The 26,949-nt window shown below is 56.9% G+C and carries 18 protein-coding genes and 1 rRNA gene; 4 read left to right on the plus strand and 15 right to left on the minus strand.

Going from position 1 to position 26,949, the window contains the following annotated elements:
- Positions 1 to 86: 86 nt before the first annotated feature.
- Together BMW97_RS20695 and pdeH are read right to left on the minus strand one after the other, a co-directional pair.
- Positions 87 to 2,129: an AsmA family protein gene (locus BMW97_RS20695; RefSeq protein WP_045909059.1), complete on the minus strand. Its 2,043-nt coding sequence runs from the start codon at positions 2,127 to 2,129 to the stop codon at positions 87 to 89.
- Positions 2,130 to 2,194: 65 nt separating this feature from the next.
- The gene (gene pdeH / locus BMW97_RS20700) at positions 2,195 to 2,968 is read right to left on the minus strand and encodes a cyclic-guanylate-specific phosphodiesterase (RefSeq protein ID WP_045909060.1); all 774 of its coding nucleotides are present in this window, start codon (positions 2,966 to 2,968) and stop codon (positions 2,195 to 2,197) included.
- A gap of 229 nt (positions 2,969 to 3,197) precedes the next feature.
- Here pdeH and BMW97_RS20705 point away from each other — a divergent pair, with 229 nt between their 5' ends.
- Positions 3,198 to 4,127 (plus strand): 2-dehydro-3-deoxygluconokinase, encoded by a 930-nt coding sequence (locus tag BMW97_RS20705; protein ID WP_045909061.1) that lies wholly within the window; start codon positions 3,198 to 3,200, stop codon positions 4,125 to 4,127.
- Positions 4,128 to 4,173: 46 nt separating this feature from the next.
- Here the strand turns inward: BMW97_RS20705 and BMW97_RS20710 are convergent, their stop codons facing one another.
- The 9 genes from BMW97_RS20710 to bcsR all read right to left on the minus strand — a co-directional run bounded on the left by BMW97_RS20710 (position 4,174) and on the right by bcsR (position 20,039).
- The gene (locus BMW97_RS20710) at positions 4,174 to 5,667 is read right to left on the minus strand and encodes a M16 family metallopeptidase (RefSeq protein ID WP_045909062.1); all 1,494 of its coding nucleotides are present in this window, start codon (positions 5,665 to 5,667) and stop codon (positions 4,174 to 4,176) included.
- A gap of 227 nt (positions 5,668 to 5,894) precedes the next feature.
- Complete coding sequence (locus BMW97_RS20715) at positions 5,895 to 7,181, minus strand: dicarboxylate/amino acid:cation symporter (protein WP_045909063.1); 1,287 nt, start codon at positions 7,179 to 7,181, stop codon at positions 5,895 to 5,897.
- Between the two features lie 159 nt (positions 7,182 to 7,340).
- Positions 7,341 to 9,347 (minus strand): biofilm formation regulator HmsP, encoded by a 2,007-nt coding sequence (hmsP, locus tag BMW97_RS20720; protein WP_045909064.1) that lies wholly within the window; start codon positions 9,345 to 9,347, stop codon positions 7,341 to 7,343.
- Between the two features lie 119 nt (positions 9,348 to 9,466).
- Positions 9,467 to 12,949 carry a cellulose synthase complex outer membrane protein BcsC gene (bcsC, locus tag BMW97_RS20725; RefSeq protein WP_090393115.1) on the minus strand — a complete coding sequence of 1,161 codons (3,483 nt, stop codon included), beginning with the start codon at positions 12,947 to 12,949 and terminating at the stop codon, positions 9,467 to 9,469.
- Positions 12,931 to 14,037 (minus strand): cellulose synthase complex periplasmic endoglucanase BcsZ, encoded by a 1,107-nt coding sequence (gene bcsZ, locus BMW97_RS20730; RefSeq protein WP_045909066.1) that lies wholly within the window; start codon positions 14,035 to 14,037, stop codon positions 12,931 to 12,933. Before bcsZ ends, bcsC begins: the two co-directional genes overlap by 19 nt.
- A gap of 6 nt (positions 14,038 to 14,043) precedes the next feature.
- On the minus strand, positions 14,044 to 16,464 hold the full coding sequence (bcsB, locus tag BMW97_RS20735; protein WP_045909067.1) for a cellulose biosynthesis cyclic di-GMP-binding regulatory protein BcsB: 2,421 nt from the start codon (positions 16,462 to 16,464) through the stop codon (positions 14,044 to 14,046).
- A 10-nt stretch (positions 16,465 to 16,474) separates the two neighbouring features.
- Complete coding sequence (gene bcsA, locus BMW97_RS20740) at positions 16,475 to 19,090, minus strand: UDP-forming cellulose synthase catalytic subunit (protein ID WP_045909068.1); 2,616 nt, start codon at positions 19,088 to 19,090, stop codon at positions 16,475 to 16,477.
- On the minus strand, positions 19,087 to 19,839 hold the full coding sequence (gene bcsQ, locus BMW97_RS20745; protein WP_045909069.1) for a cellulose biosynthesis protein BcsQ: 753 nt from the start codon (positions 19,837 to 19,839) through the stop codon (positions 19,087 to 19,089). Before bcsQ ends, bcsA begins: the two co-directional genes overlap by 4 nt.
- 11 nt (positions 19,840 to 19,850) lie before the next feature.
- Positions 19,851 to 20,039, minus strand: a complete 189-nt coding sequence (gene bcsR, locus BMW97_RS20750; protein ID WP_008503237.1) for a cellulose biosynthesis protein BcsR — start codon at positions 20,037 to 20,039, stop codon at positions 19,851 to 19,853.
- Between the two features lie 175 nt (positions 20,040 to 20,214).
- On the opposite strand from bcsR, the gene bcsE reads away from it, so the two are divergent.
- From bcsE to bcsG, 3 genes are read left to right on the plus strand one after another with little or no spacing between them, the layout of a single operon-like run.
- Positions 20,215 to 21,777: a cellulose biosynthesis c-di-GMP-binding protein BcsE gene (gene bcsE, locus BMW97_RS20755; RefSeq protein ID WP_045909070.1), complete on the plus strand. Its 1,563-nt coding sequence runs from the start codon at positions 20,215 to 20,217 to the stop codon at positions 21,775 to 21,777.
- Entirely contained in the window at positions 21,774 to 21,968 is a 195-nt protein-coding gene (gene bcsF, locus BMW97_RS20760; protein ID WP_045909071.1) for a cellulose biosynthesis protein BcsF, read from the plus strand. The genes bcsE and bcsF overlap by 4 nt, the downstream gene beginning before the upstream one ends.
- Complete coding sequence (gene bcsG / locus BMW97_RS20765) at positions 21,961 to 23,640, plus strand: cellulose biosynthesis protein BcsG (protein WP_045909072.1); 1,680 nt, start codon at positions 21,961 to 21,963, stop codon at positions 23,638 to 23,640. The genes bcsF and bcsG overlap by 8 nt, the downstream gene beginning before the upstream one ends.
- A gap of 60 nt (positions 23,641 to 23,700) precedes the next feature.
- Here the strand turns inward: bcsG and BMW97_RS20770 are convergent, their stop codons facing one another.
- The 4 genes from BMW97_RS20770 to rrf form a co-directional block, all read right to left on the minus strand.
- Positions 23,701 to 24,693: a family 8 glycosyl hydrolase gene (locus BMW97_RS20770; RefSeq protein ID WP_045909073.1), complete on the minus strand. Its 993-nt coding sequence runs from the start codon at positions 24,691 to 24,693 to the stop codon at positions 23,701 to 23,703.
- A gap of 16 nt (positions 24,694 to 24,709) precedes the next feature.
- Entirely contained in the window at positions 24,710 to 25,672 is a 963-nt protein-coding gene (birA, locus tag BMW97_RS20775; RefSeq protein WP_045909074.1) for a bifunctional biotin--[acetyl-CoA-carboxylase] ligase/biotin operon repressor BirA, read from the minus strand.
- On the minus strand, positions 25,669 to 26,697 hold the full coding sequence (gene murB, locus BMW97_RS20780; protein WP_045909075.1) for a UDP-N-acetylmuramate dehydrogenase: 1,029 nt from the start codon (positions 26,695 to 26,697) through the stop codon (positions 25,669 to 25,671). Before murB ends, birA begins: the two co-directional genes overlap by 4 nt.
- A gap of 125 nt (positions 26,698 to 26,822) precedes the next feature.
- Positions 26,823 to 26,938, minus strand: a 5S ribosomal RNA gene (gene rrf, locus BMW97_RS20785).
- Positions 26,939 to 26,949: the final 11 nt, after the last annotated feature.

Below are 26,949 nucleotides of genomic sequence, written 5' to 3' on the forward strand. Positions count from 1 at the left end.
GCCGGGTGGCGGCTACGCCTTACCCGGCCTACGATTCAAATGTAGGCGGGTAAGCGCAGCGCCACCCGGCAAAAACAGGCCGCACCTTACTTCTTCATCTGTGACAAAATGGTCCGGCACTGATTCGCCTCGCCCTCTGACGGCGATATCAACGCCAGCAGCGCTGCGGCTGGGGTAACCAGCGTCGCAAGCGCCGCAGCCACCGCACCACGCGCAATCAGCGGTCCGGGCTTCACGCCCGCCTGCGGATTTTTGAAGGTCCCGCGCACGTACAGCGGCGAGCGCAGCGTGATAATACGGATCCCCTTACTCTCCGGGTCAATCGTCAGATCAAGCTGCTCGGAGGCCATGCTGGCGGTTCCGGTCACGTTAATCACCGCGTTTTCCGTGTCGAAGGCAAAAATCTGCGGACGCGCCACGCCGTTCACCAGATCCAGATTGGCCGCCGCACAGTTCACCCGTACCTCATCATCCCCGAAGATTTGCCCGATGATGTAGTTCCCGACGTTCAGCCCCAGGATCTCCATCAGGTTGCGGCTCACCAGCCCGTCGTTCATCAGCAGCTTCAGGTTGCCATTACCGCTGCCCAGCAGCGCCGCCACGGAGTTACCCACGCCGCGAATGTCGGCATCGCCGTTCATCTCGCCGAGGGTTTTCTGCATCAGCTCGACGTTCGGCATCAGCGCTTTCAGCTTAAGCCTGCGCGCCTGAATCTCCGCCCGGCCCTGCATCGGCTTTTTATCGCCTTCCAGGTGAATGTTTGAGGAAATCGTCCCGCCTGCCATGCCAAACTTCAGCGGCTGCAGGCGCAGGTCGGCGTTTTTGAGGATGATATGCGTCGAGAGATCGCTCAACGGCAACGTGCTGCCATGCTCAATTTTACGCCCTTTGAAGCGGACGTCCGCATCCATCACGTTCCACTTATCGGTTTCAAAGCGATCGTAAGGCAGCACTTTTCCCGCAGGCTGAATGTCCTTTTTCACCTCTTTTGATTTTGTGCCTTTGCCGGAATCCACGCCGATCAGCGGGCCGAGATCGGCCAGACGCAGCTGACGGGACTCAACGTCCCCTTCCAGCTTCGGCCTCGGTTTTCCGGTGGTGTAGGTCAGCGAGCCGTGGATATCGCTGTCGCCGATGCGGCCGTTAAAATCACGGTAGTCAAAAACAGACGCTTTTTCGGTATCGATTTTGGCGACCAGATGCCCGTCCGTTTCGAACGGCGGCGTATCCGGCAGCAGCACGCCGGTCAGCTCATACAGCTCGCCCAGCGAATCACCGGCAAATTTAAGCTGAAGATCGACGCCGCCCATGTTCATCGGGTCGTTGACCGTCCCCACAAACGCCACGCGGGTGTTACCGGAGCGGAAGTCCGCCTGCACCGGGAACGGCGTGCCTTCGCTCCGGAGCGCCAGCATGCCGCCTATTTTCCCTTTACCGCTGAGCGGCTGATCGTTGTAGCGTCCTTTTGCCGTCAGGCCGAAGACATAGTCGCCCACGCTTGCCGTGTCACCTTTGGCTTTCGTCCCCGTGACCTCGCTAAACGGCAGCGGCTTGCCCAGCGGATCGACCAGGATCTCCACGTCGGCCTTGCTGACTTTGTCGTCGATGGCGATCCGCCCGCGATCGAAGAGAATATTGTCGAGACGGAATGACCAGGAAGAAGGCTGGGCGTTCGGATCCTTTTCGCCGTCGCTGGCAAGGTTAAAGGTCCAGTTGTTATTTTTTTCTGAGAGGCGGATCAGGCGCGCGTCGGGCTGTTGAAGTTTGATCCACGGCAGATAGACGGTTTTGGTGAACAGCGCGAGCGGGGCCAGCGTGGCCTCAACGCGCGGCAGGTGGATCATGGTGACCGCCGGGATATCCGGCGGGTTACCGAGAATGATGTCGTCGGCGTGGACGTGTGGCCACGGGATCCAGCTTCGCCAGCCGGGCTCCTCTTTTTGACGCTCCCACACGACCCCTAAATCACCGCGTATGGCGAAGGGGCGGTTCAGTTCGGTTGAGACTTTCTGGTTGATGGTCGGCTTAAGACGGTTCCAGTCAAACGTCGCGATAATGATGGCGACGACCACGATCAACAACAAGAAAATCCCTGCTGTCCAGGAGATTACCCTGGTTGTTCTTGTCATTTTTATCCCCTTTCCTGATGACCTGTCCTGTAAAACTATAGTCCAGACAAAGGGAAGCGGGCTTATCAGAGGGTAGTTATCACGCTATCGAGGCGATCCATGGGTACCGGACGGGAGAGGAAATAGCCTTGCGCCGCCGCGGCAGGCGAGCTTTGCACATCACGCCACTCTTCCAGCGTTTCCACACCTTCAACAATCACGCCCTGGCAATAGCGGTTCATCAGCTGCAATAGCAGCGTAAACAGGTTCCGCCCTTCCGGGGTCTGACGCAGCATAATGAACAGATCGCGGGCCACTTTGATGTAGTCATAACGCACTTCACTCAGGGCCGAAAAGTTCGCCATGCCGGTGCCAAAGTCATCCAGCCACAGCGGGCCGTATTCGCATATGGAGGCAAACGAGGAGTCCTGCGGCAGGCGGACATGCTCCACCAGCTCAAAACGCACCCACGGCAGGGTGGCAATCAGCTCCTGCAATTTCGCGTTCTGACGCAGCGCCAGCAGAGTGGGACCATCAACATTCACGGAGGCGAGGATATCGTGCTGTTCGAAAAAGGGCTGCTTCGTTGCCAGCATATGGAGCTGCTCTTCCAGCACGTCCAGACGCTGGCGAACGGCAACTTCGGCAAAATAGCGATCCGGTGCGATGCGCTGGGTAGGGTTTGAGGGGTGCGTTACGACGGTCAAAATTTCAATGGCCATCAGTCGACCGTCTGTTCGGTATATCGGCTGATAAGTGTACGCACGCTCACATTGCAGCCAGTAGCGATGCTCCTGCAAGTTCTCAATACTTGCCTCAGGCGTGGTGCTCAGCCGCTGGATAACCTGCTCTGACTTCATTTCAGATGTCCTGTTGTTGGGATGGCCTTTCTGGACTCGTCACAGGATTATCGGCGCGACAATTGAGAACTTTATGTTCAATTCACCGGGAAAATGAAATTAAGATGACAGAAATGCGCAGGAACACGCGTTGGCTCAAATAAAATAATGGAACGTTGTTTTAATATAGTTGACCGGTTAATTCACTCAGCGCACACTGCTGTTAATTCTTCTGTTCAGGTTCACGATTATGTCTAAAAAAATTGCCGTGATTGGCGAATGCATGATTGAGCTGTCACAAAAAGGCGCGGAAGTGAGCCGCGGATTTGGTGGCGATACGTTAAACACGTCGGTTTATATTGCCCGTCAGGTTGCGCCTGAGGCGCTCACCGTGAACTATGTTACCGCTCTGGGCACGGACAGCTTCAGCCAGCAAATGCTGGAGGCCTGGCAGAGTGAACAGGTTGAAACATCGCTGATTCAGCGTATGGAAAACCGCCTCCCGGGGCTTTATTACATCGAAACCGACAGCACCGGCGAACGCACGTTTTATTACTGGCGTAACGAAGCTGCGGCCAAATTCTGGCTGGAGAGCGAGGCTGCCGCGGCCATCTGCCAGGCGCTGGCGACCTTCGACTATCTCTATCTGAGCGGGATCAGCCTGGCTATCCTCAGCCCGGCCAGCCGTGAAAAGCTGCTCTCGCTGCTGCGCGCGTGTCGTGCCAACGGCGGTAAGGTTATTTTCGATAACAACTACCGCCCGCGCCTGTGGTCCAGCCGTGAAGAGACGCAGCAGGTCTATCAGCAGATGCTGCAATGCACCGACATCGCCTTCCTGACGCTCGACGATGAAGACGCCCTGTGGGGTGAGAAACCGGTAGAAGACGTGATTGCACGTACGCAGGCGGCTGGCGTGCGTGAAGTGGTGATTAAGCGCGGTGCGGATTCATGCCTGGTCGCGATTGCGGGTGAAGCAGTGGTTGAGGTCCCGGCGGTGAAGCTTGCCAAAGAGAAAGTGATTGATACCACGGCGGCGGGTGATTCATTCAGCGCGGGCTATCTGGCGGTACGCCTGACGGGTGGAACACCGGAAGCCGCGGCACAGCGTGGGCACCTGACGGCCAGCACCGTCATTCAGTATCGCGGGGCGATTATTCCGCGCGAAGCGATGCCTGTTTAAGCCCTCACCTTTACCCTCTCCCACAGGGAGAGGGAATGTCTACCCATTACTGCCCTTGCGGGATATCCGTCGCGTCCTGATGTAAATCATCAGCCGTCGCGGACTGCGTCGGCTGCGGCGCGGTAGCCATGATGGAATCCCAGGTCGTCTGAAGTTCCTTCATGTCATACTCCGGCTCGCCCTTCGGTTGCAGGAGAATCAACGCCATCTCCTGCGACAGTTGCTGACGGAGCTCCTGGTTAAGCATATCGACGGTCAGACCGCTCAGGAAGTCCTGACGAAGCTTCTGGTACTGTTCCGGCGCAATGTCCACCACCTGGTTCTGCAGGGAGCGAATACGCTGGCTGATCAGAATGTCGGTATCGGCGCGCGCGTAGGTCGCGAACAGCTTCTGCAGCTCGAGTTTTTTCTGGGCCACAAGCGCGTTGAACTCCTCTTCAGAGAGCCCCTCTTTACGCACTTTTGCCAGCTCTTTCGCCACGACGCCCAGATTGGCATTCAGCTTATCGCCCGGCGATTCAACGTTAATGGCGCATTGCGCACGCTGGAACAGCACGCGGCAGTCAAAGCCAAGGCCGATATTCTTCACGTTGTTCTTACTGAGCGTCTGCTGAACGTGCCAGAACAGCGCTTCACGCGCCAGGTCGGCACGCCAGTAGCGCAACATCGCCGCGGACTCACGGATGGGCTGCCAGGCGTTATCCCACATCACGGAGAGTCGGTCCTGACGCACGGTGTCCGTCATAATGCTGACAGGCTCTGCCCGCAGCGGGGAGAGTGTTGGAACAGGAGCTGGCGATTCACGCTTGCCTTTCAGATCGCCAAACGCTTTGTTGATCTGCTCTACCACCGCGCGGCTGTCCACGTTACCCACCACGATCAGCGTCATCGCGTCCGGGGTGTACCATTTCTGATAGAACGTTTTCACCTGCTCAGCATCCACCGGCTGTTTCAGCGGTTCGGCCGGGTCATGCCCCAGTAACGTCGAGCCTTTCAGGCGGTAACGCCACCAGCCCTCTTTGGTATCTCCAGGCCAGGTCGCCACCATGTCGCTGTTGCTCAACGCATAGTTGACGGTATCCGGCGTAATCGCCAGATTGCCAGAGGCATCGGAGAGATACGTCAGGGCTTCTTTAAGCAGATCGTTGCGGTTATTAGGCAGGCTCAGGTTAAACATGGTGTAGTCATACGAGACCACCGCCGGCGGGAGTGGGCGTTTTGGATCGATGGCTTGTTGCCAGAGCGAACGCACCTGAACCGCTTGCAGGCTGCCGCTCTGAGTGAGCGCCAGCCGGGGAATAAAGTGGCTGAAACCGGTTTGCTGGGTGCTTTCCGTGAGGGAACCGGTATTAACAGACAGACGGATTTCAATACGGTCACTGGGACGTTGCGGCGTGGCTAACACCTGCCACTGAAAACCGTTCGCTAATGTCCCTTGTTGCCAGGCCGGGTCTGGCTGGAGCGCATCTGCCTGCACATAACTGGCTGCTGCCATCATCAGCAAACCGCCGGTTAAGAGTCGAATTTTTGTGCCCTGCATGTGAACCCCTGATCAACATTCCTGGTTAAAAAAGAGTGCCTCGCGACGCGCTTCACTCTTAAAGATGACGATGAAAACACGTCGATTAGACCGCGCGTTCGGCAAAACGTCACGGTCCGAAGTGAAATATACCCAAAAAAAATCTTGTCGAATTATGACAGGTATGAACAGTTATTATGCGCAGGAGCCCGCATCCCCACAAGGGAATACGGGCATTTGTGACAAGATTAAGAGGATAAGCCAGGATTTTTGCTGTCAGTTGAACGATTATTCAGAGTATCGTCGAGCTTTTTGTGATCCAGCTCTTTCACCCATTTCGCCACCACCACCGTTGCCACGCCGTTACCCACCAGGTTGGTTAGCGCACGGGCCTCAGACATGAAGCGGTCAATACCCAGAATCAACGCCAGACCCGCCACCGGCAGGTGACCCACAGCAGAAATGGTGGCGGCCAGCACGATAAAGCCGCTGCCCGTCACGCCTGCCGCGCCTTTAGAGGAGAGCAGGAGCACCACCAGCAGGGTAATCTGATGGAAAATATCCATATGGCTGTTGGTCGCCTGCGCGATAAACACCGCCGCCATCGTCAGGTATATCGAGGTGCCATCCAGGTTGAAGGAGTAGCCCGTCGGGATCACCAGCCCGACCACCGATTTACGACACCCGAGTTTCTCCATCTTATCGAGCATGCGCGGCAGCGCCGATTCTGACGAGGAGGTTCCCAGAACAATCAGCAGCTCTTCGCGGATGTAACGGATAAATTTGAAGATGCTGAAACCGGTCGCACGGGCGATGGAGCCCAGCACCACCACCACGAAAAGAATACAGGTGATATAGAAGCAGATAATCAGCTGACCCAACTGGACCAGCGTACCAACGCCATACTTACCGATGGTGAAGGCCATCGCACCGAAGGCACCGATGGGCGCCAGGCGCATGATCATATTGATGATGCCGAAGATGACCTGCGAGAAGCTTTCAATCACGTTAAAGATAAGCTGACCTTTGCTGCCCAGACGGTGCAGGGCAAAGCCAAACATCACGGCGAACAGCAGCACCTGGAGGATGTTTCCGCTGGCGAACGCGCCTATGACGCTGCCAGGAATGACGTCCAGCAGGAAGGCGACCACGCCCTGATCCTTCGCCTGCTCGGCATAGACCGCAACCGCTTTAGCATCCAGCGTCGCCGGATCGACGTTCATCCCCGCGCCTGGCTGCACCACGTTGACGATGATCAGACCGATAATCAGCGCAAGGGTACTGACCACTTCAAAATAGAGAAGCGCCACTGCACCGGTACGACCGACCGCCTTCATGCTTTCCATGCCAGCGATGCCCGTGACGACCGTACAGAAGATCACCGGCGCGATGACCATTTTAATGAGCTTAACGAACGCGTCGCCAAGCGGTTTCATTTGCGCGCCCAGTTCAGGGTAATAGTGACCCAGCAGAATACCGATGGCGATGGCTGTCAGGACCTGGAAATAAAGACTTTTGAAGAGTGAGGTTTTCATAAGGTGTCCTTGGGAAGAAAAACCACAGGTTTTGTAAGGTTATGGTTAACCTGCGGCTTTAAAATAACACCCACATAACAGGACAGAAATAAACTCAGTTCAAATTTGAAACACAAATGTTAAGAACTTTGAGCTGGCTCGCACAAGCCAGCTACAAAATTACGCTTTTGCGTGGTGATCGGCGCCAGAAAGGTATCGTTCTTCAAAGACATCCGAAGGGACTGCAGGGGCAAACAGGAAGCCTTGCCCGCTCTCCACGCCCGCCTCTGCCAGCCAGGCGCGTTGCGCGTCGGTTTCAATCCCCTCGGCAATAAGGTGCAGGTTGAGGCTGCGCGCCATCTGGATAATCGCCTGCACCATGCTGCTGTCGCCCGGCAGTCCGTCGACAAACACTTTGTCAATTTTGAGCACATCTACCGGAAGGGTCTTCATGTGCTGAAGCTGACGCAGCCCGGCGTACCCCATGCCAAAATCGTCCAGGGCAATGCGAATACCGGCATTACGCAGCGGCTTGAGAATCGCGACCGCCTCATTGGGATCGTCGATGCGTCGGCTCTCCGTCACTTCCAGGGTTAACGTATCAGGCTTGATGCGGTAGCGATGGATCAGCTCCAGCATCTCTGAAACCATGGTCGGGTGCATAAGCTGCAGGGCAGACAGGTTGACCGACAGCGGCAGCGTCACGCCACGCTCCTGCCAGGCGGCAAGCTGACGGCAGCACTCCTCCAGCACCCAGTAGCCGACGGTAACCATCAGGCCACAGGACTCGATGCGCTCAATCAGCCCTCCCGGCAGCTCCCATGAGCCATCCGGCTGCTGCAGACGCAGCAGGGCCTCGGCGCTTTTCACCTCTCCCGTCTGCAGGTCCACCTGCGGCTGCAGCCAGAGGGCAAACTGGCGGTTATCCAGCGCGGTCAGGATGTCGCTCTCTTCCGTCAGGCGCTGCTGCGCCTTTTCCATCTGCGCCGGGTCGAAGAACTGGATCTGGTTTTTGCCTTTGCGCCGGGCGGTAAAGGCCGCCGAGAAGGCGCGGCGATAAAGCTGTTCCGCGGTCAGATCGCCATAGAACATGGCAATCCCGATACTGGCGCTCGGGCGAAGCTGGATACCCTGAATCGGCAGCCGCTCATTAATGACAGTGAGTACTTGCTGACCTAACGTGATCGCATGCCAGGGTTCTTTTACGCCGTTGGCAATCACCACCAGGTCGTAACCGCTGACCTGAGTCAGCACCATGCGCGGGGCAAGGACAGATTTGATCTTTTCCACCAGGGTGAGTAGCAGCATTTCGCGCTGGCTCTCCTGAAGCACGCCAGCCGTGTCCTGCAGGGTTTCGCAGGCAATGACCATCAGCGCGGTGGTTTGCTGGCGCTCAACGGTTTGCTCCAGCATCGCCATCAGGAAGGCTTTATTGGGGAGCTCCGATACCGGAAAACGGGTGGCGCTACTGTTCAGTTCATCCTGCTGACGCTGGATGCGCTGCTGGTTGAGGTTATAGCTGCGCACCAGCATGCCGATCTCATCGTCATGATGCAGACGCGGCAGCTCAAGCTGGTGTCCCATCTGATCCTGCGGGGCGAGCGTGTTCAGCTCGCGGGCGATACGGCGCAGGGGATGGACAATCAGCCGGTTGATGCACCAGGTGAGCGCCACGCTGAGAATAAGCGTCATAAGTAAGCAAGTGGTCACTAACGTAACCACCCAACTCATGACGAATTTATACATGCGGTAGGAGTCTGCCTGTAACACCAGGTAGGCCAGCGGCTGCGGATTCGCAGGGCGTTCAAGCGAATAGACGGGAAGCGAAATTTGCACCGGCAGTTCAAACAGGCGCATCACCATCATCGGGACGGGACGTTCCGGGATAAAGCTCATCCGCAGCGCCTGAAACTGGTTGGGGAGCACGACGTCCGCCCGGCTCACAACACCAGCCGGCTGAATGCGTTTCAATATGGTTTCCGCCTCGGGGATATCCCCTTTCAGGATAGAGGCTGACAGCGGGCCGCGTACCGAGCGGGCGATACTTTCTAATTGCGAAGCCGTGTTATAGCGATTCTGCTGTACGGAATGAAACAGCAAAATAACGCAGAAGAGCAGGACAAACAGCATGGTGACGGCAGAGACCATCGCCATCTGTTTGATTGTTAAGGAACGGCTGACACGCAAAATGACTCTCCACAAAACTCGAAGCGCAGGGCGCGCCAGGGTGTAAACCTGGCGCGCCTGAGTATACCCGATTGCCGCGCTATTAAGAGAGACTTACAAATGGATTAAGGAAAATCCGATTACCAGTCCGCGTAAGGGATAAGCGGCTGCGGCGGTAAGTCCATATCGCCCTGCCAGCCTGCAGCAGAGTAGCGCACATAGATCAGCGCGTGGCTTGGGGTATAGTCTTTCGCTTGCTGGATATCCACGCCCATGCCCACAAACCAGTTGGACGTGACCCGCCGCTCGATTATGGCCCGTGCGGTATAACCCGTACCGGAAGAACTGCTGCCGGTTTCCATCGCGCCCCGGTCGGTATAGCGGTCCGGCTCATCGGTCGGGATCAGATTCTGAATCGGGTAGCGCAGCTCGTCTTTGGTTTTAGAGTGGGACCAGGAGACCGAGCCCCCCAGCTCCCAGGACCAGTTTTCCGTGCGCTTACGCCAGGTCACCGGCAAGGCGAAGGAGACATACTCCTGCGGGCTGTAATAGCCGCCCTGACCCAGGGTATAACCGCTCAGGTCTTTGTCGTAGTGCCAGAGCATGTTGGAGACGCCGACCGTCAGGCGCTCGTTGTTTTTATTAATGAGCTTGTAGTAGTAACCCGTCATCCAGCGGACGCGCCAGTTATCCTCCACATTTTTACCCGTCAGCGTTTCCGCGTTCAGGCTTGACCAGACGCCGTTCGCTTCCCCTTTGTCATAGCTCATACTTACGCCGCCACCGGTGGCGCGTACGCCGCCCCAGGTGGTGCCGGTATTGGTATCTTTTTGCCCGCCGAAGGCCAGCAGAGAGCTGGAGATTGGCCGACGATGGGCGTTAACGGTATAGCCGATGGGCCCCAGATCGCTGCTATAGCTGATGCCGCCCACCACGTCGACGACGTCAAACCCCATTGGCGTGGTGCCAATATCCATCGCCCAGGTTTTATTCTGCCAGCCGACGGCAACGCTCGCGCCATTGTCTGACTGATGGGTGTTGCCGCTACATGGTGTTTCGTAGCAGGTTCCCCATTTAGGATCGTAAGTCCCGTTCCTGGTATCAAATGACCCGGCATCCATATTGACCAGATCGCTTCTGAAGAACATGCGCCCATCAGAGAGCGGCGCATCCACCTGCAGCATGGTGGTATGCGCTTTCAGATCGGAATAACCGCCCGTGCCGCTGGAGCCCCAGTAATCGTGCTGCAGCGTGACGTTAACATCCTGCTGACGGTACAACTCACCGGCATCACTGCGCACGCCGCGCTTCAGCCAGTCGTCTTTTTCATCGTTACGCGTCAGACGGGTGAAACTGTCGTTGTCAGCCGGACGCGTCGTGGTGATACCCGTCGATACCATCGCATCTTTATAGGTTTCCAGCGCCTGCTGAGGCTGGCCGTTCTGCGCCTGGAAACGTGCGGCATCACGCAGCACCAGCGCGTTTTCCATGGAGCCAGGCTGCGATTTTGCCTGCGGAATAATTTTATTAAAGGTCTGCTCTGCGGCAGCGGCATCGCCCATACCCGCCTGCGCCATCGCGATGCGGCGCTGCATATTGAGCGACAGCGGCTGGCCGTTTTGCGCGGCGGGCAGCTTCGCCAGCTCCGCGCGCGCGGCATCTTTGTTACCCTGCGCGCTGTAAATCTCGGTCAGACCGAGGAGCGCGTCTTCATTCTGCGGCTCACGCTGCAGGACGGCGTTGTACGTCGTTTTCGCCGAGTCAAGATCGCCACGCTGCTGTGCCCAGTCCGCCAGCGTGAGGTCGATACGGGTGGAGGTCGGCTGCTGGCGAAGAAGATTCTCTGCGTCCTGCTCTTTGCCGCTGTCGCGCAGGCGGTTGGCGGTTTCCAGCACCTGGTTGCTTTGCAGGCGGTCGGCAAGCTCCTGAATATTGCCGTTCCACTGGCTGCGCGGCAGCGTCTCCAGATGCGCCAGCGCGGCCCGGTCCTGATCGTTTCCGGAAAGGTAGAGCCCGTTGGCATAAACCTGATCCGGATCGGACGGTTTCTGGTGGGCAAGCTGACGCATCAGGGTGTCCGCCTGGCTGCGCTGACCCGCGCTGTAGAGATCGCGCGAAAGACGATAGGTTATCCACACGTCGCCGGGAGAGAGCGCCAGACGACGACGCTGAATGTCTGCTGCCTGCGCGTATTTCCCCTGGTTCTCAAGCTGTTCGGCCTGGGCGGAGAGCTGTTCGTTGGTCAGGCTACGTTCAATGTCGTCTATGCTACGGCGCTGGCTGGCGGAGAGAGACTGGATAAACTGCGAAGCCTTCTCCGGCGACTGCGCGCGGTAAATATTGGCCAGGCCGCGAACCGCATTGCTGTTGCCGCTGTCCATCCGCAGCGCCTGGCGATAGTAACGCTCCGCCGCGTCGTTATCTTTACGCGCCGCGGCGGCGTCGCCCAGCCCCAGCACGGCATAGCTGTCGGTATTGTCGATATTGCGTGCCTGCTGATAGTAACGCTCTGCCTGCGCCGGGTTATTCGCCTTCAGCGCCGCATCGCCCTGCTGGATCAGCAGCCAGTAGCGATTAACCTTCAGAAGACTGTCCCATTTACCCCGGTTATCGCTCTGGGGATCGAGGGCAATCGCCTTTTCAAACTGTGCCACCGCGCGGGCGCGGTCGCCCTTCTGGGAATACGCCTGTCCAAGGGCGCCCACCGCTTCGCTGTCAGCATGGTTGGCGCTGACGGCTTTTTGCAGCTCCGCCACTGCCTTACTTCCCTGCCCGGCATCCACCGCCGCCAGCCCTTCTGCTTTCGCGCGGAACGCCGGATCGGCGAGCTGTTTTTGCTGCGCTTCAAGCTGGGCACGCGCCGCCGCGACGCTATCCCCGTCGCTGAATACGCTCAGGTATTTTTGCAGCGCGCTGACGCTGGCGCTGCTGGCAGGCTGGTCTTTGATTTGGTCATACCACATATCAGACGCCTGGCTACGGCCATTGGTGGATTTGGCCATCTCCTGCAATACCGCAAAGGCTTCATCACGACGTCCGCTCTGGAACAGAAGCTGGGACAGCGTCGCCTGCAGCTGCGTATTTCCGGGACTGCTGCTGTTTATTTTCTTGAGCTGGTTAATGGCCGCGCCGCGGCGAGCAGGATCTTTTGCCACGACGTTCCAGTATTCCGTCGCCACGTCGCCTCCCGGCGGGTTGCCGTCAAACAGCTTGTCATAGGCGGCAATCGCCTCCTGCGTGTGCCCCGTAGTGGCGAGCAGTCGCGCCTGCTGGAGCTGCTGGCGGCCATCCGGAGTAGAAAGCAGCATCGTGTTGCGTGATGACTGGTACGCACTCGAATCCGGCGCAATCCCTTTCAGACGATCCAGCTCTTTTTGCGCGCCGGCGTTATCGCCCTGACGCAGCAGGTAGCGAAAGCGTGCGGCAATCACGTCAGGGTTGTTCGGGTCAATCAGCTCAAGGCGATAGAGCGACTGACGAACCAAATCCTCACGCTGTGTCGATTCGCCCAGCCTCACCTGCTCCAGCAGCTGTTTTTGCTGCGGAGAGTTAGCGGCCTGGGCCCACGGCATAAGCGCCAGGCCAAGCGATAAACTGAGTAGATTTACTGTGAACTTGCGCATTCCTGGCCCCAATCCGGTATTAATTCACCTTTTGCGGTGAAGCGAAAACGATGCTGATCCCATCCTTGCCCAAAAAGAGTCAGCACGTAGCTGTAATAGGCATTGTTATCGGGAAAATGGTCCGCAACGCGCTGGCGCTGAATCGCCTGGGCATCACGTTGTTGTAAAAACGGCAGCATAGCGGCAGAGAACCCGACCGGGCCGTCGCCGGTGCGTTTCCCCGTCGCCACATCCACTTTCTCCGGCGGCACACCCCGTTTCATGGTCTTTGCCGCCATCGGCTGGAAGCGCGTCAGCAACCGGGCTTTCTGAGGATCGTTATCACTCATCATGCCCACCCAGAGATACACGCGGATGGCGTCGTAGCCGCCCACCAATGCTTTCTCCTGCTGTAACCGCCAGCCTCTGTTTTTCTGATACTGCACCCAGTCCGGCGAAAAGCCTTTCGGCGCACTCTCCAGCAGCAGGCGCAGATTGGTTTCACGAAGCTGGGGCCACGGGGAGCCAAAGCGCGTGAAATAAGCCGCTAGCTGCGGTGGAAGATAGCTGGGGTTAAAGCGCCAGGCGTGTTCATCGGCAAAGCCGACTTTGCCGGGAAGCAGCATTGCGCCAAGCCCCGGGACTTTCACCACCTCCTCGCTGACAATGCGTTTCAGCAGCGCTTTACCCGTGCGGGTATAGTCCGGATGCTTCCACAGCCGACCCGCTTCGAGCAGTGACCAGGCGATCCAGACATCGGCGTCAGAGGCGGAGTTGGTATCAATCACCGCCCACGTCTCTTTATCTTTCTGCCCCCATAACCAGGCTGGCAGATGGCCGTTGAGATCGCCGCTGGCAAGATTATCGCGCGTCCAGGTCAGTAGCTGGTCAAAGGCCTGGCGATCGTTCGCCGCCAGGGCAAAGAACAGGGCGTAGCTTTGCCCTTCCGAGGTCGTAATTTTGCGCGTGTCACTGGGGTCAATGACACGCCCGCCCTCGCTGATGTAGTCCTTTTTAAACTGCTCCCAGGCAGGCCAGGTACAGGCGGCGCGAAGAGGAAGCGCCGCCAGCATCACCGCTGCTAATACACACCAGCGAAAGGCTTTCATCACATCTTACTCATCCGGGTTCAGACGACGACGGCTGATGATTCGCAGCAGACGCCACAGCACCCATGCCAGCAGGACCACGCTAACCGCAGCCAGGATAGCGAGCAGAACCGGATGGTTAGCCAGCGCATACCACAGGCGTTCAAACCACGGCAGATGGCCTACGTAGTACACATCGCCCACGCGCAGGCTGTTGACGCCGGACTCACGGATCACCGACACGGAACCAAACATCGCGGCACGTTTACCGCTGTCGTTCATGGCCGTATTGAGCAGTTCATACCCGCGCGGGCTGTCCGCGAGGAGAGCCACCACGCTACGCTGTTCGTTGTAAGGTGACTGGAAGCCCACCACCGCAGCCATTGCCCCCTGAGACGTTATCGTCGTCTGCGCGCTGGCCTGACGGTCATTCACATCCGGCATAATGCTCGGGAATTCGGTCTGGCGCAGCGGCGTGTTAACCCAGGACTGGGCCGCTTTCACCAGCAGATCGATACGTTTGTCATCCTTCAGCTTATCCGGAATGGTTCCGATCACCATGATGTCAGCGTCTTTGTTCTGAATCTGGCTGCCATCGTCCGTCAACGTGACGTTAATTGCCGGTAATCCTGTTTGTCCGCCAACGGTCGCCATGGCGTCCAGCAGGGTCGTGACCTGACTTTCGTTTGGCGCTTTCGGCATCACCACAATGGACTCAGAGAGATCGGCCATGCGGCTGAACGGGAAGCCCGCGTTAGCAAACGCGCGCAGGTCCGGCATCGCCAGGAAGTGATAGTACTTCGAGAAGTCGATGGTCGACTCATCGCCAATCACCACGTGGTTCTGCACCGGCTGGAAGGTGATGCAGTTTTCCGCCGAGCCGCCAGGCATTGGGTTCATGTACTGGAAATCAAAGCGCAGCTGGTTTATCGCGCCCAGCTTCAGTGCCGGGATGGAAACATCCGTTTTACCGTCCAGCAGCCCCTGCAGCACCGGCAGGCGAAGCATCAGGCGGTTCGTATCCTGCGTGCTTTGCAGGCTGAAGGATTGCAGGAACTGGTTGTTGAGGCTGATATCCATGCGCGAGCTGTCTTTGGTGGCTGGCGCGGTATACCGGTAGTTCAGATTGATATCAATGCCGTTGGTGCGCAGCAGGTACAGATCCGGCGGCAGATTCAGCGACAGGCTAATCGGCGCTGGCTCAAGCCCCGTCGCCTGCAGCTGTTCTTCATAGGTTTTCAGCTCGCCAAAGGTGACCGCACGGTCGGTACGCACCCAGTTTGGCGCATCGTAAGGTTTACGCGCCAGCAGCGGCTTGACCTCATCAATCACCACGCTGTTGCCACGGAACAGGACGTTGCCCTGGGCAATCGCTTTTGCTGCCTGCACCAGATCTTTATCATCACGACCAAAGACCACCAGCAGCTTCACGTACGGGTTTTCCGGGTGGCTTATCATCTCAACGGTCGGCGCGTTGACGTCCGGATGATCGCGCAGGAAGGCCGGGCGTTTCGCGTTGGTGGCAAACACAATGGCATTTCTGTCCGGCAGCTTGTCATACATCGCCGGGAAGCTCTGGCCGCGCCAGCCCGCGCGTGAACCAAACCAGGACGCCACAATGGTGGCCGCCAGCTGCTCGGTCACGTCCGGGGAAGAGGCAAACACCATCGGCAGCGTGAGCGGACGGTTATCACGCGGATCGAAGAACGGAACCGGGAAGGCTGAGAGATCGTTTTTCAGCGCCAGCGACTGGTAGGTCATCTGCAGCGAGGAGTTACGCCCGACGTCCATCCACAGCGTGTTGCTGGCCGGGTTTTCGCAGACATCGCGGTAGTGACCGACAAATTCCAGGCGAATACGGTTAAAGTCGGTGATGAACAGCGGGTTGATCGGCACCTGAGCCTGCGTTTTCTTGCCGAGCTGCTCTTTGGTGACCGGCAGAACGTCCATCAGCTCGTCATTCAGATAGACCTTCAGCTGAGACTGGGTCGGCAGCAGCGACGGTGACGGCGTGTATTCAAGATTCAGCACCGCATTAGAGACAACCTCATCGCTGCGCATGCCAAATTCAATGCCGCCGTTAGGGTTGATGCCGCGCAGCACCATGCTGCCCGGAGGCGGCGCAATTTGCGCGAAGGTCAGCTTCACGTCACGCGACGGCGCATTGTCCGCAACGACGGGCGCATTCGCCCCGCGGACGCCCGGCATGACCTGCCCGATGACCTGGCCGTCTGCCGGCTGGGTATTCCCCTCCGTTGGCTGGTTCGGCAGGATGTTTTCCGTTTGACCGGGTGCCGCGGTAACAACCGGATCGGTTGCTTGCGCGACGACAGGTACGGTTGGCGCAGGCGTTGCCGCTGCGTTACCCGGGGCCGCGTTAGCCATTGTTGCGGGGAGCGCATTCATCCCCATTGCCACTGCACATAACCAGGAAAGTTTTGTTTTCATCGCGTTATCATCATTGTTGAGCCATAACCGGGTCCGCCTGCTTCGCCTCATCCCGCTCAGGACGACGAGGAATGAACGACACGACCCAGGAAACCAGCGAAGTAAGTGACCGGAAAATTAATTTCACCGACGACGGGGCAAATTCTGCAAGGTGACGATAGCCACGGAACCCCAGCTTCAGAATATCCAGCAGGCTTTCCAGAGGTTTATCTTCCGGGAAGCTGTCCTGCCAGAGAGCCCACGTATCCGCGCGGGCAAACGTACACTGCACAAAATCGATATGTTGCTTTTTGGTCAACGGCATCAGCTGCAGGCCGACTTCATTGCCCACCACGCGAACGACCTGCGTGGGGAAGACATACTCCTGCTGACCGCGCTTAAGCAGCAGGTTAACTTTCTGCCCTTCGAGCACCTTCGCCTGGCCGTTGATTTTGATCCCCAGACCGCCGTCAGAGAAGTCGTGCACGGTACAGGAGAAGAGATGGCCATCTTCACGGGCAATCGCCGCAGGCATGCAGATTTCCACGCGATGTGCGCGACGAACCTGTTTGCTCTCCACCGACACCGCCACCGCGCCGCCGAGGATAATCAGGTTGTAGAAGACCCAGGCCATACTGACGAAGACGGTCAGGATTTCGTTTTCCGGACCGTAGAAGTAGCGCCAGATACCCGCAATGACGCCCACGATATTCAGCAGCACCAGGAAGATATACGGCCGGGAGATCACCCAGTCGACGTACTCCTCCTCCACCAGCCCGCCCTTCGCGGTGACGTTGAATTTACCTTTGTGCGGGTTAATCAGCGCCACCATCGTCGGCGGCGCGATGTACCAGGCCAGCACCGTTTCGTAGATTTCACTCCAGAAGGAGTGGCGGTATTTACCCTGTATCTTCGAGTTCGTCAGGCTCGCGTGGATCATGTGCGGCAGAACAAACAGCGCAATCATCAGCGCGGGAGCGTAGATGATATAAGCGTGAAGGAGCAGGAACGCCAGCGGCGCGGTCAGGAAGATCAGTCGCGGGATACCGGACAAGAAGTGGAACATGGCGTTGACGTAGCAGAGACGCTGCGCCAGCTTGAGTCCTTTCCCGATCAGGGGGTTATCGAGACGGAAAATCTGCACCATGCCGCGCGCCCAGCGAATACGCTGGCCAATGTGCGCCGACAGTGACTCCGTTGCGAGGCCAGCAGCCTGCGGAATGCGCATATAGGCTGAGGTATAGCCACGACGGTGCAGGCGCAGCGAGGTGTGCGCATCTTCGGTGACCGTCTCGACGGCGATACCACCAATTTCATCCAGCGGTTTACGGCGGATAACCGCGCATGAGCCGCAGAAGAAGGTGGCGTCCCACATGTCGTTTCCGTCCTGAACCAGGCCATAGAACAGCGTGCCTTCGTTCGGGGTCTTACGGAAACGGCCAAGGTTACGTTCAAACGGGTCCGGCGAGAAGAAGTGGTGCGGCGTCTGCATCATCGCCAGCTCTTTTTCCTTCAGGAACCAGCCCATGGTCATCTGCAGGAACGAGCGCGTCGGCACGTGGTCGCAGTCAAAGATCGAAACAAACTCCCCGGTGGCATACTTCAACGCGTTGTTGATGTTCCCCGCCTTAGCGTGTTCATGCGTCGGACGGGCGATGTATTCGACGCCGACCTCCTCCGCGAACTGGCGGAACGCCGGACGGTTGCCGTCATCCAGGATCCAGACCTTAAGCTTATCTTTCGGCCAGTCGATGCCCAGCGCGGCATAGATGGTGTTCTTCACCACGCTCAGGTCTTCGTTGTAGGTCGGCACGAAGAGATCGACGGTTGGCCACTGGGTCGTGTCCTTTGGCAGCGGAACCGGCTGGCGGTTGAGCGGCCAAATCACCTGGAAATAGCCCAGCACCAGCACAATCCAGGCATAGGTTTCAGCAAACAGCAGCACCAGGCCGCACACCAGACTCACCGGGTCGTCCCAGTTCAGCGTCGAGGTATAACGCCACCAGATGTAGCGGCAGGAGACGGTCAGCGACAACACGATCAGCATCAGCGCCGAGAAGCGGCCCGGAATTCGGCGCACCAGTAGCGCCACGCCCCACAGCAGGATCAGGAAAGTGAACTGCGCCAGAGGGTTGAAAGGCTGCGTAATACAGACCAGCGCCAGAATGAGCGAGAACACAACGATCACGCCGAGGATAAAACGCCGCAAGCCCGGGTGGAGATGCCCGAGCTCTTTGTGGTTATCCAGATGGCTGGTCTTATCGCTGACGCTGTTGGGGAGCCTGTCCAGCCACTGATGGTAGCGTTCACGTAACTGCTGCACGCGGGAGAAGCTCCGCCAGTGCGGCGTTTTTATCTCCGCGCGGGATGAGGTCGCCACCAGCCAGATGGCCTGAATGAGATAACGCGCCGGATCCAGTGGACGCGGCCGGTCAGGATTAATGTGCGGATACAGTTCACTGTGCCGGGCACGTATGCGCTGCCAGCGCGGGTGTTCGAGTGGAATAAACATCCAGGCCAGAATCATCCAGAAACAGCCGAGCGCGGCGCTGAATGCCGACGCGCCGTGACGGCGAAAATGCCGGTAATGTTCGCTCAAACGCGAACTGACCGGTGGGATGAGTAACCAGCTGGCGAGACGACTCATACATCACTCCCTGCATGCTCCGCCCGGTTGGCGAAGTTCAGCAGACACCAGTTAGCCAGCGTCAGGATCTCTTCTGCCGCCAGTGAATCGCTGCGGTATTCGCCGAGCGGCTGCTTCGACGCAAGGCATTCCGCCATGCCCTCATCACGATGAATGACAATGGGAAGCAGGCGGCGCTGGCTCTGCAGCCAGACCTGATACAGATCGTCCTGGATCTGGCTGCCTATGCGCAAATCGTTAATCAGGATATGGCCATTCTGAGGTAGCCCCTGCTGATGCAGGCGGATATGGCAGTTCGCATCGACGTTAACGATCGAGAGGACATGATCGCACTGCGCGATAAGCTGTCGGGTCAGCGTGCCCGCACCGTGCGGCAGATCCAGCAGGATCCACTTGTAGTGTCCCTTTTCCTTCAGGCTCTGCAGCGCCAGCGTAAATTGCGAAAACAGGCGCTGGTATGCGGCTTCATTTTCGCGTTCCGTGGTGGTCAGTTGACCAAACGGCAGCAGGTCAAGAAGAGAGGTATAGCGCAAACCTGCATCCTGCCAGTCTTTATCGTCAAGCAGCGCGCGGGCCCAGCCCTCTTCGCGAGTAAAGTCGACGTTAAACGACATACGCAGTAAATTATCGGCGCAGGCGTCAATAACCAGCACCGATTCACCTAAAAGCTGTAATGACCACGCCAGCGCCGCGGTAACAGATGTGGTACCCACACCCCCACGGACACCCTGTAATCCGAGTATGGCCATCAATGGCTCCCTTATTGTTGATGGGCGAATTCAGCTAATAACGGCCAGCGTTTAATAGCCGCGGCCAACTGTTCCCGCTGGGAAATATCGGTGTAATCTATTTCAGGTAAAGAAAAGGCCTGCGTCAGCGCCAGAAAATCGTTTTGGAATGTGTAACCCAGGGTCGAGTCGACTGGGGTACCGGGTTCATTATTATCCATTCTTTTTCCATCCCTTTAAGGAAAATCGCACGCTAAAGAAGTTGCGGGGCTTCCTGCCCTGACAAATTTCATTTACATGCTAAATCTGATGTTCTTTAATTTCAATGTTAGGTTTATTTCTACGCTTTCGCTAGTAAACTGAGATACAGATAAATTAGACGAAAAGAGGGACACCGTGGACTCCATATTTTCTATTGGCATCCAGTCATTATGGGACGAATTGAGCCACATGCCAGTCGGAGGAGTCTGGTGGATTAATACGGACCGGAATGAAGATGCTATCAGTCTGGTAAACCAGACAATTGCTGCCCAGGATAAGGATTCCCGCGTGGCCGTCATTAGCATGGGCGAAGATCCGAAGAAAATTATCACGCTGGAAAACGATCGCGGGCCTCAGACGGTGCGATTATTTTCCATGACATCGGATGCCGATAGTCTATACTTTTTGTCCCGTGACGTTCAGTGCACTATTGATCCGGATCACTATTTGGTGATCCTTAAATGTGCAAATAACGTCCTGCAAAATATCCCTGCTGAAAAACTGCTGCCGTGGCTGGAAAAAATCAATAAATGGGCAAAATTTCAAAATTGCACGCTATTGATAGTCAATCCCGGCAGTAATAATGACAAGCTGTTCTCACTTTTAATGGGTGAATATCGTTCCCTGTTCGGTCTGGCAAGCGTTCGTGACCAGGTGGGCAGCTATCTCTACGATATTGCCTTCTGGTGTAATGAAAAAGGCGTGAGCGCCAGGCAACAACTTACGCTGAAACACATCGAGGGTAAGTGGCACCTGGCACAGCAGGAAGAAACCGTGGTGCAGCCGCGCAGTGATGAAAAACGCATCCTGAGCCATATCGCGGTTTTAGAGGGGGCGCCCGCCCTGTCGGAAAACTGGTCGCTGTTTGAATCTAACGAAGACCTTTTCCACGAAGCCCGCACAACCCAGGCGGCAACCCTTATCTTCTCATTGATGCAGAATAACCAGATTGAGACGCTGGCAAGGCAGATCCACACCTTGCGCCGCCAGCGCGGAAGCGCGTTAAAAATCATCGTGCGCGAAAACAATACCAGCCTGCGCGCCACCGATGAGCGTCTGCTTCTGGGCTGTGGTGCAAATATGGTCATTCCCTGGAACGCGCCGCTGTCACGCTGCCTGACGCTGATCGAAAGCGTTCAGGGCCAGCAGTTTAGCCGCCATGTACCGGAAGACATTTCTACGCTGCTCTCCATGACGCAGCCGATGAAGCTGCGTGGATACCAAAAATGGGATACCTTCTGCGACGCCGTCGGCAACATGATGAGCAATACGCTTCTTCCTGCTGACGGAAAAGGGGTTATGGTTGCCCTGCGTCCTGTACCCGGTATCCGCGTTGAACAGGCTCTTACCTTGTGTCGCCCCAATCGTACGGGTGACATCATGACCATTGGCGACAATCGCCTGGTGCTGTTTTTGTCCTTCTGCCGGGTAAACGACCTCGATACGGCGCTTAACCATATCTTCCCGCTGCCTACCGGGGATATTTTCTCGAACCGTATGATTTGGTTCGAAGATAATACGATCAGCGCAGAGCTGGTGCAGATGCGTGCGCTCCAGCCTGAACAATGGGCTAAACCGCTCGCTATTAAGAGCGATGCGAAACCGATCCTTAATGCCAGACATGATGGACATGTCTGGCGCCGGGTTCCGGAGCCCCTTCGCTTATTAACAGACAACGCGGAGAACGCACCATCATGAATATCAGCGATATCATTCAACTGGTTATAGTCTGTGCGCTGATCTTTTTCCCGCTTGGCTACTATGCACGCCATTCCATACGTCGTATCCGTGATACGGCCAGAGTGCTGTTTATAAAACCTCGCTATGTAAAACCAGCCGGAACACTGACACGGGCATCACACGTCAAGGCAGACCGAAAACATGACTAATTCTACCTATACCGCTTCGTCACCCTCGCCGCTCTGGCAATACTGGCGCGGCCTTTCCGGCTGGAACTTCTACTTTCTGGTGAAGTTTGGTCTGCTGTGGGCAGGCTATCTGAATTTCCATCCCCTTCTTAACCTGGTATTTATGGCCTTCCTGCTGATGCCCCTGCCGAATATCAGGCTGCATCGCTTACGTCACTGGATAGCCATCCCTCTCGGCTTTGCGCTGTTCTGGCATGATACCTGGTTACCGGGGCCGGACAGCATTATGAGCCAGGGCTCACAGGTGGCAGGCTTTAGCGCCAGCTATATCCTCGATCTGACCGAGCGGTTTATTAACTGGCAGATGATAGGCGCGGTATTTGTGCTGCTGGTTGCCTGGCTGTTCCTGTCACAGTGGATCCGCGTCACGGTGTTTGTCGTCGCGATTATGATCTGGCTTAACGTGCTGACGCTGGCTGGGCCAAACTTTTCGCTGTGGCCTGCCGGTCAACCGACCACCACGGTGACCACCACCGGGGGAAGCGCGGCGGCCACCGTCACCACGGCAGGCGATACGCCTGTGGTGGGCGATATCCCAACCCAGACCGCACCGCCGACCTCCACAAACCTGAACGCCTGGCTCTCCAGTTTCTATACCGCGGAAGACAAGCGACAGACGAAATTCCCGGATGCGCTGCCGGCGGATGCTCAGCCGTTTGAACTGCTGGTGATCAACATCTGCTCGCTCTCCTGGGCAGACGTGGACGCTGCAGGTTTGATGTCTCATCCGCTGTGGTCTCATTTCGACATTCAGTTTAAAGATTTCAACTCTGCCACCTCGTACAGCGGCCCGGCGGCCATCCGCCTGCTGCGTGCAAGCTGCGGTCAGGCATCGCATAAGAATCTGTATCAACCCGCCGGCAACCAGTGTTATCTGTTCGATAACCTCGCCAAACTGGGCTTTACGCAGCATCTGATGCTGGGGCATAACGGCCAGTTCGGCAACTTCCTGAAAGAGGTGCGCGAACAGGGGGGTATGCAGGCACCGCTGATGGATCAAACCGGTCTTCCTGTCTCTCTGCTGGGCTTCGACGGCTCGCCCGTCTATGACGATTCCGCTGTCCTGCAACGCTGGCTGCAGACCATCGAAAAAGACAGTAATCCACGCAGCGCGACGTTCTTTAACACCCTGCCGCTCCACGACGGTAACCACTTCCCGGGCGTGAGCAAAACGGCGGATTATAAAGTGCGTGCGCAGAAACTCTTCGACGAGCTGGACGCGTTCTTTACGGAGCTGGAAAAATCAGGCCGTAAAGTGATGGTGGTTGTGGTACCTGAGCACGGTGGCGCGCTGAAAGGCGACAGAATGCAGGTGTCAGGCCTGCGTGATATCCCAAGCCCGTCGATTACCAACGTGCCTGCTGGCATCAAGTTCTTTGGGATGAAGGCACCCCATCAGGGCGCACCGATTGAAATCACCCAGCCGACCAGCTATCTGGCAATCTCAGAACTGGTTGCCCGTGCCGTTGACGGGAAGCTGTTTGTGGAAGATAGCGTGAACTGGGATCAGCTCACCAGCAAACTGCCGCAAACGGCAGAAGTCTCCGAGAACGCCAACGCGGTGGTGATTCAGTATCAGAACAAACCGTACGTTCGCCTGAACGGCGGGGATTGGGTACCGTATCCGCAGTAACTGATTTCCCCCTCACCCTAACCCTCTCCCCATCGGGGAGAGGGGATAGCCAGTGCGTTATTATTGCGCTGAAATCCACACCAGCATTTTCAGACTTGCCGAATAGTAGTCGTCTTTAGAGGTGATTTCGGGTTCTCCGGAAGGCTGCCCCATCGTTAAATCGCGTACAGCCAACAGGCCGCCTTCCATCATGTAAGGCGCATATTCGTTAGTGGTGACGTTAACCCAGGCGGGCGTTTGCTCCCGGGGGAATTGCCCAAACCACGCTTTCCACGGCGTCAGGAGTGGGCTTTGCTTATCAGACCAGGCAAGATACAGCGGAATACGAATCGCGTCATAGCTCATCCGCGGCGGCCAGCCTTTGGCCGGTTCCAGCTTGCCATCTGATGCCAGCGAGACCCAGTCAGCGGGCAGATTCGCTTTACCCGAGCCCATTTTTCCCAACAGGCGCTTCCCGTCCTTAATCAAATCGCGCCAGACCGGCAAATGACTGCGTCCGGCGAAGGCCTGCCAGGCCGGAAACACAAAATAGGAAGGATTAAGGACCACTTCACCGTCAAGCTTAAATCCCTGGACGCCGGGCAGCATCACGCGGTAACCCGCATAGCGGATGACGCTATGAGCAACCAGCGCTTTTGTAATGGCATCCGATGCGGCGCTGTAGCGTTTGTCATGCCAGCGGGCATCGGCTTTAAGCAGCGCCCAGGCAATCAGCACATCGCCATCGGCGGCGTTGTTTTTGTCAGCGACCGGGTTGGACTCTGCGGGGTTATAGCGCCAGTAAAACAGACCGTTCTCTTTGTTCTTCAGCTCACGGTTTGTCCATTGCCAGAGCTTATCGAACGTGGCCTTATCGTCGTTGGCGACTGCCATCAGCATGGCAAAGCCCTGTCCTTCCGTATGCGACACGCCGCCATTGCCGGTATCGACAATGCGGCCTTCCGGTTTGAAAAAGCGTGCTTTGTAACTCTCCCAGGCCTGTCCCGCCTGAGAGAGAGGTGAGAACAACAAGCTCATCATGACGGCCAGCGTCGCGCAGACGGGTTTTCGCATCATTCACTCCATCCGGTTATTCGGCACTCCGCAGGGAAATCTCACCGCCCACCCAGGGTTTGATCACGCCATCCTGCTCCAGGAGCAGCGCGCCCTGAGCGTCAATACCGCGGGACGTGCCGTAGATCTCTTTATCACCAATCAGCAATTTCACCGGGCGGTTGATAAAGTTATCCAGCTTTTCCCAACGCGACAGGAACGGTGCCAGCCCTTCCTGCTCAAAAAGCGTGAGCGAGCTGCGCAACTCTTTAATCATACGTACGGCAAGGGTGTTACGATCGATGGCGATCCCCGCCTCCTGGAGGTTAGTCCAGGCCTGATTAACCACGTCATTCTGGACATTGCGCATCACCATATTGAGGCCCGCGCCAATGACGATTTGCGCCGCATCGCCCGTTTTGCCCGTCAGTTCGACCAGAATGCCGGCAAGTTTACGATCGTTGAGGTACAGATCGTTAGGCCATTTAACACGCACTTGATCCGCACCCAGATCGTGCAGCACCTCTGCCATGACGATACCGATGACCAGACTCAGGCCAATGGCAGCGGCCGGGCCCTGATCGAGTCGCCAGTACATGGACAGATAGAGGTTGGCGCCAAAGGGTGAAAACCACTTGCGGCCACGACGGCCGCGACCGGCCTGTTGATATTCAGCAACACAGGCATCGCCGGATTTCAGCTCAGGCAGACGATCCAGCAGATACTGGTTCGTCGAGTCAATCACCGGCAGCACCGCCACGTTGCCGTGTCCAATCTGGCTGCGGATCGCGTCTTCATTCAGCAACTGAATCGGCTCCGGCAGGCTGTAGCCTTTTCCGGGAACCGTAAATACATCAACACCCCAGTCACGTAGCGTCTGGATGTGCTTGTTAATGGCGGCGCGGCTCATGCCCAACTGCTCACCCAGCTGCTCGCCGGAATGAAATTCACCATCCGCCAGGATACTAATCAGGGTTAACGGGACCGTATTGTCCTTCATGCGATAGTCTCCACAGCGTTGACTTCACCTGTGCGACCAATGAAGCGGACTTCTGGCTCCAGCCAGACGTTAAATTTTTCGCCGACACGCTGGCGGACATAATGAGCCAGCTGTACCACATCGTCGCTGGTTGCATCGTGTTGGTTAATCAGCACCAGAGCCTGCTGTCGGTGAACGGCTGCCCCGCCGACTGAAGTGCCTTTTAGCTGGCATTGATCGATAAGCCATCCTGCTGCCAGCTTCACGCTGCCATCCGCCTGAGGGTAATGTGGCGCGGTTGGCCACTCCTCCAGAAAACGTCGGGCATTTTCGCCGCTAATCACCGGGTTTTTGAAGAAGCTTCCTGCATTTCCGTTAACTTTGGGATCGGGAAGCTTGGTCATCCGCATATGGCAAACAGAGTCAAAAACGTCGCGTGCGGTAACGGTAGCCGGATCGAGACGCGTTAAATCCCCGTAGGTCAATACGGGCTGCCAGTTCTTCGACAGACGCAAACCCACGGCGACAATCACGTAGCGATCCTGATATTCATGTTTGAAGATACTGTCACGATAGCCAAAACGGCACTGTTCTGCGGTTAAACGCGTCGCCGTTCCGGTCGCCAGCTCGATGCAGTCGACATATTCACAGACATGTTTCAGCTCGATGCCGTAGGCGCCGATGTTCTGAATGGGTGACGATCCGGCGCAGCCTGGAATAAGCGCAAGGTTTTCCAGACCTGCCATCCCTTTTTCTAGGGTAAACTGCACCAGGTGGTGCCAGTTTTCACCGGCACCCACGTGCACGTGCCAGCTGTCGGCACGCTCTTCCACATCAATTCCCATGATGCGGTTAACGATCACCGTTCCCGCAAAATCATCGAGAAACAGGACATTACTTCCTTCGCCCAGAATCAGTACGGGTTCGTTTTTTTCTGTTGCGCTTTGCCATGCATCCAGCAGCTGCTGTGCAGTATCGGCACGTACAATTTGATTAGCATTGCGTTGAATGCCAAAGGTATTCCAGGGCTTAAGGGAGTGGTTCATAGACGCTATCCTGATGCAAAAACGCAGGTAGTTTACCGTATAAGCAGGGTGATGGGGGATCAGTTTGTGCAGCGTATAAACGCAAAAAGGCCATCCTTTCGGATGGCCTCTTCACTTAATTTGATGCCTGGCAGTTCCCTACTCTCACATGGGGAGACCCCACACTACCATCGGCGCTACGGCGTTTCACTTCTGAGTTCGGCATGGGGTCAGGTGGGACCACCGCGCTAAAGCCGCCAGGCAAATTCTGTT

It is taken from the genome of Enterobacter sp. NFIX58 (assembly GCF_900110475.1).
GTDB classification, from domain to species: Bacteria; Pseudomonadota; Gammaproteobacteria; order Enterobacterales; family Enterobacteriaceae; genus Enterobacter; species Enterobacter quasiroggenkampii.